The organism is Granulicella pectinivorans, from assembly GCF_900114625.1.
Classification (GTDB): domain Bacteria; phylum Acidobacteriota; class Terriglobia; order Terriglobales; family Acidobacteriaceae; genus Edaphobacter; species Edaphobacter pectinivorans.
Genome location: NZ_FOZL01000001.1, coordinates 975,473 through 994,175 on the forward strand (window position 1 = coordinate 975,473; position 18,703 = coordinate 994,175).

The 18,703-nt window shown below is 62.1% G+C and carries 14 protein-coding genes; 6 read left to right on the plus strand and 8 right to left on the minus strand.

The window, feature by feature from the left end:
- The first annotated feature begins 57 nt into the window (after window positions 1-57).
- Entirely contained in the window at window positions 58-486 is a 429-nt protein-coding gene (locus tag BM400_RS03885) for a MerC domain-containing protein (protein ID WP_089836794.1), read from the plus strand.
- Here BM400_RS03885 and BM400_RS03890 read toward each other — a convergent pair.
- The 4 genes from BM400_RS03890 to BM400_RS03905 all read right to left on the minus strand — a co-directional run bounded on the left by BM400_RS03890 (window position 477) and on the right by BM400_RS03905 (window position 5,023).
- Window positions 477-1,685, minus strand: a complete 1,209-nt coding sequence (locus BM400_RS03890) for a hypothetical protein (RefSeq protein WP_175528854.1) — start codon at window positions 1,683-1,685, stop codon at window positions 477-479. The two genes, BM400_RS03885 and BM400_RS03890, sit on opposite strands and share 10 nt — an antisense overlap.
- 262 nt (window positions 1,686-1,947) lie before the next feature.
- Window positions 1,948-3,438 carry a serine hydrolase domain-containing protein gene (locus BM400_RS03895; protein ID WP_089836796.1) on the minus strand — a complete coding sequence of 497 codons (1,491 nt, stop codon included), beginning with the start codon at window positions 3,436-3,438 and terminating at the stop codon, window positions 1,948-1,950.
- A 258-nt stretch (window positions 3,439-3,696) separates the two neighbouring features.
- Complete coding sequence (locus tag BM400_RS03900; protein ID WP_089836798.1) at window positions 3,697-4,671, minus strand: LOG family protein; 975 nt, start codon at window positions 4,669-4,671, stop codon at window positions 3,697-3,699.
- Window positions 4,672-4,675: 4 nt separating this feature from the next.
- Window positions 4,676-5,023 (minus strand): hypothetical protein, encoded by a 348-nt coding sequence (locus tag BM400_RS03905; RefSeq protein ID WP_089836800.1) that lies wholly within the window; start codon window positions 5,021-5,023, stop codon window positions 4,676-4,678.
- A 91-nt stretch (window positions 5,024-5,114) separates the two neighbouring features.
- On the opposite strand from BM400_RS03905, the gene BM400_RS03910 reads away from it, so the two are divergent.
- Window positions 5,115-7,073 (plus strand): ABC-F family ATP-binding cassette domain-containing protein, encoded by a 1,959-nt coding sequence (locus BM400_RS03910; protein ID WP_089836802.1) that lies wholly within the window; start codon window positions 5,115-5,117, stop codon window positions 7,071-7,073.
- A gap of 56 nt (window positions 7,074-7,129) precedes the next feature.
- Here BM400_RS03910 and BM400_RS03915 read toward each other — a convergent pair whose 3' ends face one another.
- Window positions 7,130-7,888, minus strand: coding sequence for a metallophosphoesterase family protein (locus BM400_RS03915; protein WP_089836804.1), 759 nt, complete (start codon window positions 7,886-7,888; stop codon window positions 7,130-7,132).
- An 83-nt stretch (window positions 7,889-7,971) separates the two neighbouring features.
- Window positions 7,972-8,781 (minus strand): ATP-binding cassette domain-containing protein, encoded by an 810-nt coding sequence (locus BM400_RS03920; RefSeq protein ID WP_089836806.1) that lies wholly within the window; start codon window positions 8,779-8,781, stop codon window positions 7,972-7,974.
- 141 nt (window positions 8,782-8,922) lie between these two features.
- Between BM400_RS03920 and BM400_RS03925 the strand changes: the two genes are divergently transcribed.
- From BM400_RS03925 to trhO, 3 genes are all read left to right on the plus strand, one after another.
- Window positions 8,923-10,542 (plus strand): hypothetical protein, encoded by a 1,620-nt coding sequence (locus BM400_RS03925; RefSeq protein ID WP_141223799.1) that lies wholly within the window; start codon window positions 8,923-8,925, stop codon window positions 10,540-10,542.
- A gap of 438 nt (window positions 10,543-10,980) precedes the next feature.
- Window positions 10,981-14,175, plus strand: coding sequence for a TonB-dependent receptor (locus BM400_RS03930; RefSeq protein WP_089836810.1), 3,195 nt, complete (start codon window positions 10,981-10,983; stop codon window positions 14,173-14,175).
- 81 nt (window positions 14,176-14,256) lie between these two features.
- Window positions 14,257-14,964 (plus strand): oxygen-dependent tRNA uridine(34) hydroxylase TrhO, encoded by a 708-nt coding sequence (gene trhO, locus BM400_RS03935; protein ID WP_089836812.1) that lies wholly within the window; start codon window positions 14,257-14,259, stop codon window positions 14,962-14,964.
- On the opposite strand, the gene BM400_RS03940 is transcribed toward trhO, so the two are convergent.
- On the minus strand, window positions 14,965-17,706 hold the full coding sequence (locus BM400_RS03940; RefSeq protein ID WP_089836814.1) for an ABC transporter permease: 2,742 nt from the start codon (window positions 17,704-17,706) through the stop codon (window positions 14,965-14,967).
- A complete protein-coding gene (locus BM400_RS03945) occupies window positions 17,703-18,044 on the minus strand; it encodes a PadR family transcriptional regulator (protein WP_089836816.1) in 342 nt (113 codons plus the stop codon). The genes BM400_RS03940 and BM400_RS03945 overlap by 4 nt, the downstream gene beginning before the upstream one ends.
- A gap of 116 nt (window positions 18,045-18,160) precedes the next feature.
- Here BM400_RS03945 and BM400_RS03950 point away from each other — a divergent pair, with 116 nt between their 5' ends.
- Window positions 18,161-18,640 carry an SgcJ/EcaC family oxidoreductase gene (locus BM400_RS03950; RefSeq protein WP_089836818.1) on the plus strand — a complete coding sequence of 160 codons (480 nt, stop codon included), beginning with the start codon at window positions 18,161-18,163 and terminating at the stop codon, window positions 18,638-18,640.
- Window positions 18,641-18,703: the final 63 nt, after the last annotated feature.

Sequence of the window (18,703 nt, forward strand, 5' to 3'; positions counted from 1 at the left end):
CTACCGGTTTTTCTTTGCAGTGGCGTGTCGTCGATGGCGGCTGGATAGAATGAACCGATGAGCTTGGAAGCACGTGTTTCAACGAATGGTTCGCGGGTATGGGCGGACAGGATGGGTGTGTGGACGTCGGCCCTGTGTGTCGTCCATTGCCTGCTTACGCCGGTGTTGCTCTCTTCTTCGGCGATCCTGGCGCACTTTCTTCCGGCGGAGGAGAAGACGCATCGCAGTCTGGCTGTGCTGGTGGCGCTGTTTGGCACGATGGCGCTGATTGCGGGGTTTCGCCGGCATCGGCGGGCTACGGTGCTGGTGTTGATGATGGGTGGGCTGGGGTGTATCGCGGGGTCGGCGTGGTTTGGCGACAGGCTGCCCTCGCATGCGTATGAGGTGGCGGTCACGATGATGGGCAGCGCGCTGATGATCGCTGCCCACCGGTTGAATCACACGTTCTGCAAGTCCTGTGCGTGCTCTTCGGGCTGTCAGGCCTGACGAGGGGCGAGTCGCTTGCCCTGCATGTCGGCGGCGCTCTGGCGGTCGTTCCAGGCCATGCGAAGGGTATGGGAGACGGGACGGGCCCCGAGGAGGCGGACGGCGCTGAGGATCATGCTGAGGTAGCGGGGCGCGTGGGGGTCGGGCCAGAGGGTGGAGAGCTTGACCATGTCGCCGTTGGCGTTGGGGTGGAAGACGCGCTCGTCCCAGTTCTGGGTGCCCTCGGGGAAGTGGGGGTGGTTGCGGATGGCGTCGAGGGTGGACTGGAGAATGCGGTGCTTCCAGGGTTCGGCGTACTGGGGCATGAAGAGGACGTGGGACTGGCGCTCGACGCGGAGCTCGTGGACGAAGTCGTTGAAGGTCCTGGCGCGGGAGAGATTGACGTTGGCGTTGGGCTCGATGCCGTGGCGGTCGCCGCCGGAGAGGACGAGCTGGTTCCAGCGCTCGGCGAGGGCGGTGACTTCGCGGTTTTCATCCCAGTTGCGGAGGCCGTTGAGCTCAAGCGCGTGGCAGTACTGACCGTGGAGGGCGAGGAAGTCGTTGACGAGGAACTGGTGCTTCGCGGCACCGATGCGATAGAGATCCCAGAGCGGGTGGTTGAAGACGATGAGGACCTGCGGGATGGCGGCGAGCTCGGCGAGGAGGTCGTTGAGGAGGGCGGGAGCGCGCTCTTCGACGGGGGTGGCGGTGAAGGCAGTGAAACGGGCCATCCACTCGGGGCCTTCGGCGGAGGGAAGGTTATGGATGCCGAGGTGGAAGCAGGTTTTGCCGGCCTGGGGGTTGCCCTGGCAGTTGAAGGGGACGGTCCATTCGAGAGAGACCGGGATGTGGCGGGCGCTGGGGACGGCGCGGAGGAGCATGGGCGCGGAGATGTCGTCGTGGTCGGTGAGGGAGACGAGCGCGGGGAGGGCGAGCTTGTCTTCGATCTGGGATCGTTCGAGGTCGAAGGCGAGGCGCGGGGTGAGGGGCGGGGTCCAGAAGGCGCGGGCGTAGTCGGGCTTGATGCCGGAGATGCCCTCGCAGCGCGTTTCGAGCCAGCGAAGGATGGGCTGGAGGGGCTTCCAGTCGGTGGAGAGCTCGGCGATGAAGTCGAGGGTTTCACGGGACTGGCTGGTGTGGGAGTGCAGAGAGACGCCGGTGGCGAATGGCTTCGCGGCGTTCGGCTCGCGCCAGAGGTAGGATACGGTGGATTGGCTCATGGGGGTTGCCCTCCTGCTTCTTCAGACAGGGCCAGTATCGGTGCTGTTCGTGACGGGAAGATGACTGCACCGAGAATGATGCTTCAATTGATGACTTTGTGGGTACCTATGTCGTGCCGGATGGGCCCGCTGCGCGCGGGGCGGTCGTTTCCACGCGTTTCTACTGCTTCGCGTGGCTCTTCCGTTGGTCGGGTGGAACTCCGCGCCGCCCGACGGCGGGCGTGCTGCTTGCGCGCAGCGGTCATTCCGGCAGGAGATGCTGCTAGTTCAGTTTTTCGAGGACGAACTGGTCCAGCTTGCCGTCGTTCATGACGTAGATGAAGACGCCGATGGGTGCTCCGGTGCCTTGCACCTTGTAGAAGATGCCGGTCATGCCGCCGCGTTCGCTGCGGTTCAGAGGCTCGATGGACTGGATGGGGCCGAGCGGGGCGAGGCTGGTCTTGTAGTCGGCGATGACCTGATCGGTGAAGTAGAAGTTGAGATTGGGTGCGATCAGGCTGCGGTCGAGCTTGCCTTGCTGAAGTTGGGCGATCACGTTTTTGACGAGGGCTTCGGCGGCGGGGTCGCGGGGGATGGGGGCCTTGGCCTCGGGGGCGAAGACGGCGGTCTCGACTGCCTGGGTGAGCGCGCTGGTGGAGCTTTCGGCGTTGGTGAGGATGGCGATGGCGATGCCTTCGGCGGGGTAGAGGGTGTTGAGCGAGACGAAGCCGTTGACCTCGCCGCCGTGGTCGATGAGGCGGCGGCCGTCGCGGACGCGGAGGAAGAAGCCCATGGCGTATCCGCTGCCCTTGCCGTCGGGGAGGGTGTACTCGGTTTGCAGGGTCTGCCAGGATTCTGGTTTGAGGATCTGGTGGTGGAGGACGACGGCGTTCCACTTGGCGAGGTCGCCGATGGGCATGGCAAGTTCGCCGGCTCCGAAGACGGTGCCTTTGCCCTCCTGGATGGCAGGGCGTATGGGGCCGAAGCCGTTGCGGATGTAGCCTACGGGGACTGCGGGGACGCTGGGGCCGTCGAGGTCGATGGCGTGGGTGAGGCCGGCGGGGAGGAGGATGTTTTCGCGGAGGAACTGGAAGAAGGGTTCACCCGCTACTTTCTGGACGATGAGGCCGGCTAGGCCGTAGTTCGTGTTGGAGTATTGCCAGCGGGTGCCGGGGGCGAAGTCGAGGGGCTTGGCGGTCCACTCCTGGATGAGTTTGTAGGGGTCGATGGGAGCGGCCATCTCGGGGGTGAGGTAGTCCTCGGTGTAGTCGTCGGAGTAGCCGCTGACCTGGTTGAGGAGCATGCGGAGGGTGATTTCGCTGGAGTGGCCGAACTCGGGGAACCAGGTGGAGACGGGGTCGTCGAGGCGGAGCTTGCCGCGTTCGACGAGGACCATGACGGCGGCGGCGGTGAACTGTTTGGAGACGGAGCCGACGCGGTAGGGCATGTCAGGGGTGGCGGGGACGGCGGGAGTGGTTTGCGCGAGGCCGAAGGCTCCGGTGTAGATGACCCTGCCGTCCCTGACGATGCCGATCTGGGCGCTGGGGGTGGCGGTCTGCTTGAGGACAGCCGGGATGGCGGCTTCGAGCCGGGCTTTGAGCCCGTCGGTCTGCTGTGTGTGCGCGGGGAGGGCGGTGAGGAGCAGGGAGGCTGCCGCGAGAAGGCGGCGGGACGGGATCCGTACGGCGGATGGGTTGACCATGTAGCTGTTATAGCGCGACTGTGCGGGTGTTGCCTGGGTTGTTACCCGATTGGCGGTGAGGATTCCTCCCATATGGGGGGTTCCTGTTGGAGATGCTACCGCTTACGGTAGAAGAGCCTGGACGCGGTCGAGCATTTTTCCGTCCGGGTCCGATTTTTGATGGACGAGATTCGCGGACCGACCCGGCATGCGCGATTTTCCTGGGCGATGCGAGGGTTGCGGCGCAAACGAGGGTGTAGCGCATCAGTGGGTATGCTGGCGCGCTCTTGATCGCCTCTGGGACGATTACCATGGACCGGGCCGCGAGAACCCGGTCCATCTTTTTGACGTTTAGCGGGTGGTCGCGATGTCGGGGCCGAGGAGATCCTGGGCGGACGGGGCTGGTTCGGTGGGAACGCGGCCGTGTTGGGGCTCGCCCTCTGCTGCGGGATGGATGGAGGCAGCCAGGCCGGCCTGGAGCATGGCGAAGGCCTGCTCGGGGGTGTCGGCGAACTGGAAGAGATCGGTGTCCTTGAAGGCGATGGCGCCTTTTTCGGCGAGGAGCTCCAGGTTGATGACGTTCTTCCAGTAGTCGGATCCGTAGATGATGATGGGGATCTGCTTGTCGAGCTTGTGGGTCTGGGCAAGGGTGAGGAGCTCGAACATCTCGTCGAGGGTGCCGAAGCCCCCGGGGAAGACGACCAGCGCCTTGGCGAGGTAGGCGAACCAGTACTTGCGCATGAAGAAGTACTTGAAGTTGAAGTTGAGGGCGGGTGTGACGTAGGGGTTGGGCTGCTGCTCGAAGGGCAGCTTGATGTTGAGGCCGATGGTCTTGCAGCCTGCCTCGTAGGCACCGCGGTTGGCGGCTTCCATGATGCCGGGGCCACCTCCGGAGGTGACGACGAAGCGGTGGCGTTTGCCGGGGAGGGTGCAGGCCCAACTGGCGACCATGTGGGCGAGGCGGCGCGCGTCTTCGTAGAAGCGGGCCATCTCGACGGCGGCGGCGGCGAGTTTGAGCTGTTGCTGCGAGGCCTGGCCTGCGGCGATCTCGTGGGGAGTGGCGGGCTGCTCGTTGGGCGGCGCGGGGTTGAGGGAGCCGGTGTTTTCGAGGAGCTCGAGGGCCTTGTTTGCCTCGTCGAGGGCGCGGAAGCGGGCGGAGCCGAAGAAGACGACGGTGTCCTGGATGCGCTCGCGGCGGAAGCGGGCGAGGGGTTCCTGGTACTCGGCCATGATGCGGAGCATGCGGCCGTCCTGGGACTCGACAAAGTTCTTGTCTTCGAAGGCGAGGGGCGCGGAGACGAGCGGGGAGGGTGGGGGGATGGGCATTGTCTTAGTCTTTGTAGTCGCGGTAGTGGATGGCTTCGGAGATGCCGATCCAGATATCGAGCAGGCCGAGGCCGGAGATGATGCCGCGCACGTATCCGTTATGGAGGATGTGGGCGAGGGTGGGACGGGCGGCGAGGAACATGTTGTGGTCCCAGACGCGCGTCCACCAGGGCAGCACCGTGACCAGCACGCCGAGGTAGATGCAGAAGAGCACCAAGACAAAGAGGGAGACGCGCTGCAGCCAGATGGGGGCTCCGGGCGTTTCGTCGACGCGGCTGGGCAGGCCGGCGGATGCGGGGGCACCGGGGACCGTGCGTTGAGGCTCCGGAAATAGCTGTCTCTGTACCGCCATTTGCCCTCATGTTGACGGTAACAGAGGGGTCCGGGGTGTGTCTTGGGGGTGAGGCGGTTCGGAAGCGCTCCGAGGATGCGAAAATGGGTTCATGTTGCAACTCTCCGGCGCTGGAAAGCGCTTTGGCCAAAAACTGCTGTTTGAAGATGCGAACTGGCTGATTACGCCGGACGAACGGACCGGCCTGGTGGGCGGGAACGGGACGGGTAAGTCGACCTTGCTTAAAGTGCTCGCGGGCGTCGAGACGCTTGACATGGGCGAGCTGACGCGTGTGAAGGGCATGACGCTGGGGTATCTGCCGCAGGATGGACTCGCGCTGCGGGGCAAGACGGTGTTCGCCGAGTGTCTTTCGGTGTTCGACCATCTGCACCAGCTCGAGGCCGAGGCGATTGAGCTGATGGACACGATGTCCACGGCGGACCCGAAGTCGAAGGCGTACCAGACGGCGGCGGATCGCTACTCCGATATTGCGGACACGCTGCATGTCCACGATATCTATACGCTGGACGCGCAGGTGGGCGCGGTGCTGGGCGGGCTGGGGTTTGCGAAGGAAGACTGGGAGCGGTTCACGGAGGAGTTCTCCGGTGGATGGCAGATGCGGATTGCGCTGGCGAAGCTGCTGCTGCAGAAGCCTTCGCTGCTGCTGCTGGATGAGCCGACGAACCATCTGGATCTGGAGTCGCGGAACTGGCTGGAGGAGTATCTGCGGGACTATCCGAATGCGTTTATTTTGATCTCGCACGATCGGTATTTCCTGGATCAGACGGTCTCGAAGACGGTGGAGCTGTGGAACAAGCGGATGCATACGTACCACGGCAACTACGAGAAGTATGTGACGCAGAAGGACGAGCGGCGCACGCAGTTGATGAATGCGTACAAGAACCAGAAGGACCGGATCGAGGCGCTGGAGGCGTTCATCAATCGCTTCCGCGCGCAGGCGACGAAGGCCAAGCAGGTGCAGAGCAGGATCAAGGAGCTTGAGAAGATCGAGCGGATCGAGGTTCCGGAGGACGAGGCGACGATCCACTTTACGATTCCGCAACCGCCGGCGAGTGGGCGGACGGTGATTGAAGTGAATGGGCTGACGAAGCACTTTCCCGCGAAGGATGGCGGCGTGAAGAGGGTGCTGGAGGATGTCAGCTTCGGGATTGAGCGTGGGGACCGGATTGCTCTTGTCGGCGCGAATGGCGCGGGTAAGTCGACGCTGATCCGCATGCTGGCTGGGCTGGATGCGCCGACGAGCGGTGAGATCAAGCTGGGGCACAATGTGCTGGCGGATTACTTTGCGCAGGATCAGTACAAGGTGCTGGATCCACAGGCGGAGATGCTTTCGGACATCTGCGGGATTGCGCCGAAGGTACCGGTGGTGGAGCTGCGGAGCCTGCTGGGGTGCTTCATGTTCTCGGGCGAGGATGTGTTCAAGAAGCTTGGGGTGCTCTCGGGTGGGGAGAGGAATCGCTACGCGATGGCGAAGATGCTGGTTTCGCCGGCGAATATGCTGCTTCTGGACGAGCCGACGAACCATCTGGATCTAAGGGCGAAGGATGTGCTGCTGGACGCGATTCGGAACTTTACCGGGACGGTGCTGTTTGTTTCGCACGACCGCTACTTTATCGATGGGCTGGCGACGCGGGTGTTCGAGGTGGAGGACCGCCGGGTGCATATCTATCCGGGGAACTATGAGGACTATCTGTGGCGGAAGCAGGGTGGGCCGCAGAAGGTCATCACTTCGATTACACAGTCGTCCCAATCTGTAACCGTTCCGGTTGCTCTTGCGGAAAAGCCGGTGGCTGCGCCGGTTTCGAGCAATGTGAAGAAGCTGAATCCGATCAAGCTGAAGCAGTTGGAGGACCGGCTGGCGTTTGTGGAGACGGATATGCCGCGGCTGGAGAAGGCGATCGAAGCGGCCGAGGAACAGATGGGGATGTACTCGTCGGCGGATGAGTCGCAGAGGCTGGCAGCTTCGCTGGAAAAGATGCGGATCGAACATGCGGCGCTGATGGTGGAGTGGGAAGAGCTGGCTACGCAGTTGGAGGAGCAGCGGGGGTAGGAACAGGCAACGGCAGAGGCAGATTCCTTACGGGAATGACAACCAAAATGGAGAGCCTAGCGGCCTTCTTTGAGGCGGGCTGCGAGGCGCTCGGGGAGGCCGGCCATGAGGATGCGGCCTTGCGAGGTGGTCACGTCGTAGGGAATGCGGTGGTAGACGATGCGGGCGGCTTCGACGTCGTAGATGGCGTATGCGGCGCGCCAGTCATGGTCGCGGGGCTGGCCGACGGAGCCGGGATTGATGAGATGGCGGGTGCCGGGCGGGAGATCGAGGATCCAGTGTTCTTTGTCGGAGCGCGTGGCGTAGCGCGGGCGGACCTCGTGCCAGTCGTGCTCTTTTTGCGAGAAGCCGCCCTGGACGTGGGTGTGGCCGAAGAAGGTGATGGGGGTGGGCATCTGCTGGAGGGGCATCCAGGCGTCGCGCATGCTGAGGATGTAGGTGTCCTCGTGGAGCGGTGAGCCGTGGGCGCAGGTGATGCCGGGGACTTCGGTGGACGAGAGCGGTCCCTGCGGGACGGCTTTGAGCCACTCGAGGTTTTCTGCGGTGAGCTCTTTGAGGGTCCAGAGGGCGGCGGCGCGGGCTACCGGGTTGAAGCCGAGGGCGGAGGTCTGGCCGGTGCAGACACGGTCGTGGTTGCCGCGGACGTTGAGATCGGCGAGGGGGCGAACCATGTCCAGGCAGGCGTTGGGGCTGCCGCCGTAGCCGACGACGTCGCCGAGATTCCAGATGAGGTCGTAGTGACCGTCGGCGTCAGCGAGGACAGCGGTGAGAGCTTCGAGATTTCCGTGAATGTCGGAGAGGATAAGGGCGCGCATGCTCGTCGTTTCGAGCTCGGGCCCGAAGCTACAGGGTAACTCTCTTTTGAGGCAAACGGGGACGGTCTTTTTGAATGAATGGCTTACGGGCAGGCGAGAGGGCGGGTGGGGTCCGTGTGCATGGTGGGCGCGGAGGCGAGCAGGCTGCGGGTGTAGGGGTGTTGAGGATTGGTAAAGAGGGCCTGGGTGGTGTTTTGTTCGACGATTTTTCCGTGTTGCATGACGGCTACGCGATCGGCGATCTGCGAGACTACGGCGAGGTCGTGGGAGATGAACAGCATGGAGAGGTTGTGGGTGCGGCGGATGTCTTTCAAAAGATGGAGGATCTGGGCCTGCACGGTGACGTCGAGGGCGGTAGTGGGCTCGTCGGCGATCAGGAGCCGGGGGCGGTTGATGAGGGCCATGGCGATGAGGATGCGCTGGCGCTGGCCGCCGGAAAACTGGTGCGGATAGTCGTCGATGCGGCGCTCGGGATCGGGCAGGGCGACATCTCGCATGAACTGTAAGACCTTATTGCGCAGGGAGATACGCGTTTCGCCCGGGTGGTGGGCGGTGTAGGCTTCGGCGATCTGGGCACCGACCTTCATGACTGGGTTTAAGGCGGTCATGGGCTCCTGGAAGATCATGGAGATGGAGGAGCCGCGGTGTTTGCGCATGGATTCTTCGGGAAGTGTCAGGAGGGAATGGCCGTTTAGCTCGATTTTGCCGGTGATCCGGGCGCTTGCTGGCAGGAGGCGGAGGATGGCCAGGGAGGTTGCGGATTTTCCGGAGCCGGATTCGCCGACGAGGCCGAGGGTTTCGCCTGGGGCTATGGTAAGTGATAGACGGTGCACGACTTCGCGGGTGCCGAAAGAGATGGACAGGTCTTCGATGTTGAGGAGAGGGGATTCCATTCGCTGGGCTGATAGTAGCGAATTCTGGTCATTTTTGCTGGTGAAGATGTGGGCGGATGTACGGTTAGTGTGGACAGGCGTAGGCGTGTTCCTGGGACATGCGTCTAACGGGACGAGAGTGCGGCGGGACGGGAGTGGGCGATGAAGCGTTGGGTATGGATGGGATTGCTGGCGGGTGTGGCTTCGGGGCAGATGCATAAGGTGGAGCGTCCTGAGCAGGTGGTGCGGGCGGTGGGAGTGTATGAGTGGACGGGCGACCTGGCGAAGCCGAAGGGGATGCGGCTGGTGCCGGTGACGATCTTTATCGATGGGCAGGTGGAGGACGCCGCGGTGTATCTGGCGAGGCCGATTCCGATGGCTCTGCAGGGTGGGACGTTGTACGAGCTGGATGATGCGGGCGTGGAGAAGGGGCTGGTGGACCTGATGTCGGCGCGGCATGTTCAGGTTCCGGATGGGGCGGATCTGCCGCCGTTCGATGACGGCTGGTTTGGGTATGGGAAGTTCGAGGCTCCGGCGGCGACGAAGGTTTCGTCGCGGACGGCGAAGCCTTCTTCACGCGCGTCGATGAATGGGAAGGCGCTGGATGACTCGAAGCCGCACTTCGGCAAGAGGAATACGGATGACGACGACAAGCCCGAGGCCGGGTCGCCGGAGGATGTGAAGATCGATTCCGGGACGGGCGACAAGGACGATGTGGACAGGCCTACGCTGCGGCGTCGGCCTGCGGTGGATCCGAAGACGGCGAAGAAGAACAAGAAGGCGCAGGGGGAGTCGGGGGTGATTGCGGAGAAGGGTTCGCTGAACGACGATCCGGACCGCCCGACGATCAAGCGCAAGACGGGGCTGACGGAAGAGGATTTTCCGGCGTTGAACGGGCTGCCTGCGGATATGAAGCAGATGGTGGCGGTGTCGGACCCGAAGAGGCGTGAGCCGCATCCGTTTGCGCGGGCGTGGGAGGACGATGCCGAGAAGCAGATGGTGCTGGGGAAGATGCGGGAGATTGCACAGGCCGAACTGGTGAAGTATGGTCCGGTGCCGGTGCAGGCTGTGTCGACGGCGACGCCGTATACGGGACCACAACTGAGTGCAAATGCCGCTGCTGCTGCGGCCGCTGCTGCGAAGGCTCCGGTGGCCGAGGGTCCCGGGCTGGCATCGCAGGATACGACGAATGGCGCTCCGGTGTTGCGGCGGAACAAGGTGGCGGCGGATGCGGCGGCGCAGGAGCAGGTGAAGGCTCCGGTGGTTGCTGCTGCTCCGTCTGCTGCTGCTGCGTCTGCTGCTGCTGCGAAAGCTGCTGTGCCTTCGGCGGCTGCGCTGGCGAAGATGACGCCGGTGCAGCGCAGGGCTGCGCTGGCCAAGGCCAAGAAGGCGGCGGCGGATGCGGCGAAGGTTGTGCCTGAGGTGCTGGTGGAGGAAGAGGTCAAGGGATTCACGCTCAGCTATGGCGGGGCTCCCACATATGTGTATACGGCGCACACGGCGGGCACGGGCGCTGCGTTGCGGTATGTGACGATCGTGGCGCAGGGGAGTGCGATTCCGGGGGCGCAGTTGGAGCTGAAGGTTGCGATGAAGAGCGTGACGGACGCGGCGCATCTCGACCGGACGGCGTGGATGCGGTTTGTGGATGTGGTGGATGTGGAGGCTTCGAACCGGGCGAGTCTGTTGTTTGAGCTGAGAGGGCAGAGCTCGCGGCAGTTTGGGGTTTACCGGGTGATCGATGGGAAGGCGGATACGGTGTTCATGGGTGGTACGACGCAGTAAGGCATCGTGCCGTGCTTGCCGTGAGCGACTCGTCTTCGTGCGCTCTTCATTTGCAGAGGGCCGGATTGCAGCGACCTCTTTGGTGGCATTGAGCGTTGCCGGCGGCATGGTATTTCCAGGGTGCGGGAGGCGGGTTTCTGTCTCTGCGCTGCACAAATCACGTGCGCGATAGTCCTACGCCGCGATGGGACATTTGTCCGAGTCACTTCTTCGAGCAGGTGATGGGTGTGCTGACTTCGTAGCGAAAATGTGTGCCGTGCCTACAAAAAAGAGGTATGGCGGACATTTTTTTGCCGTTTGTTTTCTTTCAGTTTGCCCAAAGTTAAACGTTCTATGAGCTTTGCAGCATGCCATGTGGAAATAACTCTGGCATAATGCACCAACTTGTAACAATTCTAGTTCTTTAACTTCCTTAACGAAGTCCCCTTGGAGAACTGCATGCGCATCTTGAGGATCCACTGTTTGCTTTTTGTCCTTATCGGTCTCTGCCTTTCCGCTCGTGCGCAGACCGTCGATACGTCTATCAGCGGCACTGTCGTCGATGGCGCTGGAGCTGCGATTGCAGGCGCGATCGTTACGATTACCAACCCTTCCAACGGACAGAGCAAGACGTTCACCTCGGGCGGCTCCGGGGAATACAGCGTCACGTACCTTATTCCCGGCGTGTACAACATTTCCGTTTCGGCGGCCGGCTTCACGACGTATCAGACGAAGGGCATCACGCTTGAGATTAACCAGCAGGCCAAGATCGATGTGACGATGCGGGCCGGTGGCGCGAATGAAGTGGTGGAGGTGAAGACCACGCAGCCGTTGTTGAATGTCGATAACGGCACGCTGGGCGCGGTGGTGGGCACGACCGAAGCCGCAAATCTTCCTTTGAACGGGCGCAAGTTCAACGATCTTGCGGTGCTGACACCGGGCGTCACGGTCTCGAATCCGGACAACCATTCGTCTTCGACGGCGGGCTCGACGGTTTCTTCGAATGGCAACCAGAGCACATGGGGTCAGGTGTTTCTCGACGGCATTACGATGGTGAACAACCGCAGTCCGTATGTGAATGCGTATCCCTCAGTGGATGCCGTGCAGGAGTTCAGCGTGCTGACGAGCAACTATGGCGCGCAGTACGGTGGAGGCGCGGGCGCGATTGTGAATGTGCAGTTGAAGAGCGGTACGAATCGGTTTCACGGGACGGTGTTCGACTTCATTCGCAACTCGGCGGTGGACGCGCGCGACTACTTCCGGCCTGCGCCTCTCTCGAAGACGGTGCTGAAGCAGAACCAGTTTGGCGGTGTGGTGACAGGTCCCATCTTCAAGGACAAGACGTTCTTCATGGTGAGCTATGAAGGCATCCGTTCCATTCAGCAGAGTGTGCAGGTCTCCACGGTCTTTACGGATGCAGAGCTCAATGGCGACTTCTCGGCGGTTTCGGGGACGCTGCGCAATCCGTATACGAACACGGTGTATGCGGGCAATCAGGTGCCTGTGAACTCCGTTGCGCAGGCGATTGCACGCACCTATATGCCTCGACCGAACATTCCCGGCACCAGCAATGGCACGGTGAACAACTACAGCGGCGTGCAGACAGGCAACCAGACCAACAACCAGTATCTGACGCGTATCGACCATGCGATCAGCGATAAGGATCAGTTCGCGATCCACTACCTGTACCAAGGGCGCGACTTTCCGTTGACGAGTTATAACCCGAACTTCAGCTACACGGGGACGTACAAGATCCACAATGCGGGGATGCAGTATGTGCATATCTTTTCGCCGACGCTGATCAATGAGTTCCGCGGAGGCGCGGACCTGGAGCATGTGCAGCAGCTTCCGAAGGGCTACTACAACAGCGGCTTTACGGCTGCGCAACTCGGCATCAACCAGTTCACGCTGAATGGGGCTCCGTTGCCACCGACGCAGGAGGGCTTCCCGACGATCTCGATCTCCAACTTCGTGACGGTGGGCAGCGGCACGGCTGCGTCGAATCTCGATGACAGCAGAACGTACCAGGTGACCGACAACCTTACGTTGACGAGAGGGAAGCACACGATTCTGGTGGGTGCGGATATTCGTCATATTCAGGACAATGCGACCACCAACAACACACCCTTCGGCTCGCTCAGCTTTACGGGTTCGATGACGGGCAATGCGGGTGCGGACTACATTCTGGGCGTGCCGGCCTCGGTGATTACGCCGGAGGGTGTGCCGCTGACGGTCGCGCGGGAGTGGCGCTATGGCTTCTATGTGCAGGACGACTGGAAGCCCACGCCGAAGCTGACGCTGAACATCGGTCTTCGTTACGACCTATGGATGCCGCCGCACAACAACCTGAACACATCGCGCACGCTGGACTTCAGCACGCCGACGCCTACGCTGGTTCCGCTGCCGAATCCGCTATGGAAGATTACGTACAAGGACTTCTCGCCACGTCTTGGTTTTGCGTACAGCCTTCCCTGGAAGACGGTGCTGCGCGGGGCGTATGGGATTACCTTCTACGGAGGCAAGTTCGACAACATCAATATCCTGCAGTTGAATCCTCCGGTCGACTCGAGCTTCTCGATCTCCAACACCACGGGACCGACGGCGGCTGCGCCCACAACGCCTGTTCCACAGGCGACGATTCAGAATCCGGTCCCCGCCTCCATTACGCCGGCGAGCGCGAACGTTGCGACGCTTCCGGCAGATGGACGCCGCCCGGACCTGTATCTGCAGACCTATACGGCGACCCTTTCTCGGCAGTTCTGGAACAACGTGCTGGATGTCTCGTATGTTGGCGTGAAGGGAACGCATCAGGATACGTCGATTCCGTACTTCAACTCGGGGCCGCCGACGAATGGCGCGATCTCGGCGCAGGCGAATCGTCCGTACCCGACGTTCGGGCGTATCCGGTATGTGGATTTTCATGGTGCGTCGCAATACAACGGCCTGCAGGCGAAGTTCCAGCACAAGTACTCGCGCGGTCTTACGTTCATTGCGTCGTACACGTTCTCGCATCTGATGGACAACCAGGGTGGCGACACCAATGGGTCACGGAGTGAGACGCAGATACCTACGTCGAAGGAGTGGGCCAACGGTCTTACGGATCAACGGCACTATCTCTCGATCGGGCTGGTGTATGAGACGAAGTTCGCGATGGCGAACCGTCTGATGAAGGGCTTTGCGAACGGATGGATGTTGACGAGTCTTTATTCCTACGTCACGGGTACTCCTCTGTTTATTACGCAATCGCAGGATCTGGAACACAACGACAATCTGTTTCAACGGCCCGACTTTACGGTGGGCAATAACGTGAATACGCTGGCGCTGCCTGCGGGTCAGCGTACGCTTGCTCACTGGTTCAATACTGCGGCGTTCACGGCTGCGAATGGTCACTATGGCAATGTTCCGCGCAACCCCGGCACGCTCCGGGTTCCTTCGCATAATCCTGTGACGTTGGGAATCTCCCGCAGCTTCCCGATGCCATACAACGATCATCACAGTCTGATGATTCGGTTCGAGGCGTTCAATGCACTGAACACACCGCAGTTTGCGAGCCCGGGTTCAGCCTATGGTTCGAGCAGCTTCGGTGTGATCAGCAGCACGGCATCGGGTTTCTCGAATCGTGCTCTGCAGCTTGCGGCGAAGTACAACTTCTAAGCTGCGCGGCCCGAGAGCGGGAGGAGAATCTCCTTCCGCTCTCGGGCTTTTCTTTTGCCGGGATTCTAGAATAGAGGCAGCATGTATACCGTTGCCGCCTACTATCGCTTTGTTACGCTTGCCGATCCTTCCGCGCTGCGGGAAGAGCTTCGCACGATGTTTGCAGGGACCGACCTGCTTGGAACCACGCTGATTGCGCCTGAGGGCGTGAATGGGACGATGGCTGGGGACGCCGCTACGATCGATCGGCTGCTGGATTTTCTGGGCGAGCGGACGGGGCTGGATCGGGGTGAGGTGAAGTTTTCGGTGGCGGAGGTGGCTCCGTTCCGGAGGCTGAAGTTCAAGCTGAAGCGGGAGATTATTACGTTTCGGAATCCGGTGGATCCGACGAACGCCGGGCAGTATGTCGAGGCGAAGGATTGGAATGAGCTGATTGCGGATCCCGGAGTGCTGGTGCTCGATACGCGGAATACGTATGAGAGCGAGATTGGGACGTTTGCAGGGGCGGTGACGCCTGCGCTGGCTACGTTCTCGGACTTTGCTGCGTATGTGCGGGCGAATCTGGATCCGGAGAAGCATACGCGGGTGGCTATGTTTTGTACGGGCGGGATTCGGTGTGAGAAGGCTTCGGCGTACATGCTGGAGCAGGGATTTCCGGAGGTGTACCACCTGAAGGGCGGGATTCTGAAGTATCTGGAAGAGGTGGAGGCGGGGAAGAGCCAGTGGCAGGGTGAGTGCTACATCTTCGATGAACGGGTTTCGGTGGATCATGAGGACTTTGCGGGGTAGTTATTCCGCGCGCAGGGCCTGAGCGGGGTCAGTGGAGGCGGCGCGGCGTGCGGGGATGAGTCCGGCTATGCAGGCGGCTGCCGCGAGGGTGGCGATCGCGATGGTCATGACGTATGGGTTGATTGCGGTGATCTCGTAGAGCTGCGCCTTGACGTAGCGGACGCAGAGCAGGGCGACGGGTATGCCGATGGCGAGGCCGACGACGGTCTGGAGGATGGCTCCGCGCATGACCATGGCTACCACGGAGAGGCGCTCGGCGCCGAGGGCCATGCGGATGCCGATCTCGCTGGTGCGTCGGGCGACGTGGTAGGCGGTGACTCCGTAGAGGCCGATGGTGGCGAGCAACAGGGCGAGGATGCCGAAGAGGCTGGTGAGGCGGGCGAGCAGGCGCTCGTTGGTGAAGCGGTCTGCGATCTGGTCGTTGAAGGTCTGGAATTTGACGACGGTGAGATTTGGATTGATGCCGGCCAAGGTGTGGCGTGAGATGGACTCGAGGTCGGACATGGGGCGGGAGGTCTGGAGGACGATGGCGCCGGCGTAGAGGGTGTCGTCCTTCTCGATGGGGCTGGTGTCACTGGGGGAGCGGCGCATGAGCGGGATGAAGACCATGCGGTGGTTCTTCCACCGGACGCTGGTGTAGACGCTGTCTTCGACGACGCCGACGATCTGGAAGTCATTGGGAGCGCCCGCGCCGAAGCGGTGTCCGATGGGGCTTTCACCAGGTTTGAAGAAGCGCCTGGCGAAGCTCTCGTTGACGATGCCGACGGCGGGAGCGGTGGAGGTATCCTGCGGGGTAAAGCCGCGGCCCTCGATCAGACGCGTGCCGACAGCGTTGAAATACTCGGCGTTCGTGCGAATGATGGAAGCGGCGGTGGACTGATTGGGAATGCCTTCCACCTGGAAGCCCCAGCCGTTGTTGTTGTCTTCCATGGGGGTGTAGCTGGAGATGCCGACGTTGAGCACGCCGGGGATGGCGTGGAAGCGGTCTTCCATGGTGTGGAAGAGTGCTTCGAGCTGGGTCTGCGAGTAGCCGGCGGCCTGCGGGTTGATGTGGATGATGTAGCGGTTCTTCGTCTGGATCTTGAGGTCGGTGCCCTGGAGCCTGCCAAGGCTCTGGGAGAAGAGGCCGGCTACGACGAGGAGGACCAGAGACAGGGCGGCCTGCAGGATGACCAGGCCACGTTGCAGCAGGGAGGCTCCTGCGGCAGTGGTGCGGGTGGTGCTGCGGAGGGCGTCGACGGGCTGTGCCTGGGCGGCGATCCATGCGGGAGCTACGCCGAAGAGGACGCCAGTGAGCAGCGAGAGGCCGATCGCAAAGCCCATCACGGGAAGCGATGGTGTGGCGTGGATGGGGACGTTTTGCGCTCCGGGAAAGGCTAGGAGGAGAAGCGCGCGGGTGCCCAGGTAGGCGACGATGAGACCGGCGAGGCCGCTGAGGAGGGAGAGGACGAGGCTCTCGGTGAGAAGCTGCTGAACGATGCGTCCGCGCATGGCGCCGAGGGCGGTGCGGACGGACATCTCTGCCTTGCGGGCCATGCCACGCACAAGGAGGAGGTTCGCGATGTTGGCGCAGGCGATGAGGAGCACAAGGCCGGAGACGCCCATGAGGAGATGCAGGTTGGAGGCGTATCCCTCCTGCATGGACTGTATGCCGGCGCCGCCGGGGGAGAGGGTGGCGTGGACTCTGGGGAGGAAGTCCTTATCCTTGGCGGCGGACAGGCTGCCCTGATCGAGGAAGACCTGGCGCAGGTGCGCATTGATCTTTTCCTGGAGCGGCCCCAACGCTACGCCGGGTTTGAGGCGGCCGACGATGTAGAGCCACTGCGTCCTGTCGTGGACGTACGGCGCGTTGGCGAGTGGCGGCATGGACTCGATGGGGAGATAGAACTCGGGCGGTTCGGGCGAGAGGCGGTCGCCGTAGAAGCCTTCGGGCGCGACGCCGACGACGGTGACGGCCTTGGTGTTGATCCAGAAGGTGCTGCCGACGACCGCGGGGTCGCTGTTGTACTGGTTCTTCCAGGTGTCGTAACTCATGACGGCGGAGAGGGGCGCGCCGATCACATCGTCGGAGTCGGTGATAAGGCGGCCGGCCTCGGGCGTGAGGCCGAAGGTGCGGAAGTAGTTGCCGGAGACGAACTCACCCATGACGGATCGGGCGGTTTCTCCGTTGCGGTCGCGACGGGCGATGATCGGGCGGAAGCCGAAGCCAGCCTGCATGGCAGCAAGGTCTTCGAACTCGGGCAAGCTCTTCTTGAGCTCGGTATAGGTATTGGTGGAGAAGTAGGAAAACTCGCCATCGTCGGAGTGGCCGTTGCCGACGCAGCAGTCGGGCTGGTCGCCGATGCGGACGAGGGTTTTGGGATCGGTGACAGGCAGGTTCTTGAGCAGGACGGCGTTGACGAGGGTGAAGATCGCCGCGTTGGCTCCGATGCCGAGGGCAAGGGTGAGGACGGCAGTGGTGGTGAAGGCGGGGGTGCGGGCGAGCTGGCGGAGGGCATAGCGAACGTCCTGAAGCACAACGTCGATCCACCAGCCGGGGCGCTGGCGGTAGCTCTCTTCGCGGGTGCGCTCGATGCCTCCGAAGACGATGCGAGCTTTGCGACGGGCCTCCTGTGGGGTGAGGCCCAACTGGATATAGGTCTCGGTAAGCTCTTCGAGGTGCAGGCGAATCTCTTCGTCGGTATCGTCCGCAGGTTTGCGGGTGACGAGGAAGCGGAGTCGGGAGAGGGTTTCGCGGATCATGCGGTCACCTCGCCCTCTCCCAGCACCAGACCGATGGCGGAGCTGAGGCGGTTCCACTGGGCGAGCTCGGCGGCGAGCTGTTTGCGGCCTGCCTTAGTGAGGGAGTAGAACTTGGCCTTGCGGTTGTTCTCGGAGACGCCCCAGTCGGACGCGATCCATCCCTTGTACTCGAGGCGGTGGAGGGCGGGGTAGAGCGAACCCTGGCCGATCTGCAAAACCTCGGAGGAGACCTGCTGGATGCGCGCGGCGATGCCCCAGCCATGCATGTCGCCGACGGCGAGGGTCTTGAGGATGAGGACATCGAGGGTTCCCTGGAGCAGGTCGGTGGATGGCGGCATGTGTGGCTTCTCCCTGTGACGTTCGACAGGAGAACGTCTGAGGAGAGGATGCTTGCGTTCCTGTCGGATGTCAAGGGGAATTGTGGTTGATAGATTGTTGTGAAGGAGATTTCTCCATGATGCGTCGGTTGATGTTCGTGTTGGGTATTGCGGTGTTTGGTGTCACGGGGCAGGCGCAGCAACCTTCGGATGAGGCGGCGGTGCGCGCGGTGATTACGCGGGAGTGGGATGGATGGGCAAAGTTCGATCCGAAGCAGGTGGCTTCGTCGTATACGGACGATGCGATCTGGCAGAACCCGTTTGGTGTGCGCCTTCATGGTCGGGTGGAGCTGGAGAAGTTTCTTATCGTGCTGATGGCGCGGCCCGGCTATCGGGCTGGGGTGAGCACGGCACCGACGAGGATTCTGGATGTGCGGATGACCTCACCGACGACGGCTACGGTGTGGAGCGACGAGAAGATTGAAGGGCTGGTGAATGACGTGAGCGGACACCCGATGGAGCCGCGGCATTCGTATTATCTGGAGGTTCTGGTGAAGAAGGATGGGGAGTGGAAGGTGTGCGATGCGGTGGTGATGGATCTGATCCATTTGAAGTAACGGGTGGATAGCCGGAACAAGCAACGGCAAGAGCGAAAGCAGATTCCCTTCGGGAATGACAAC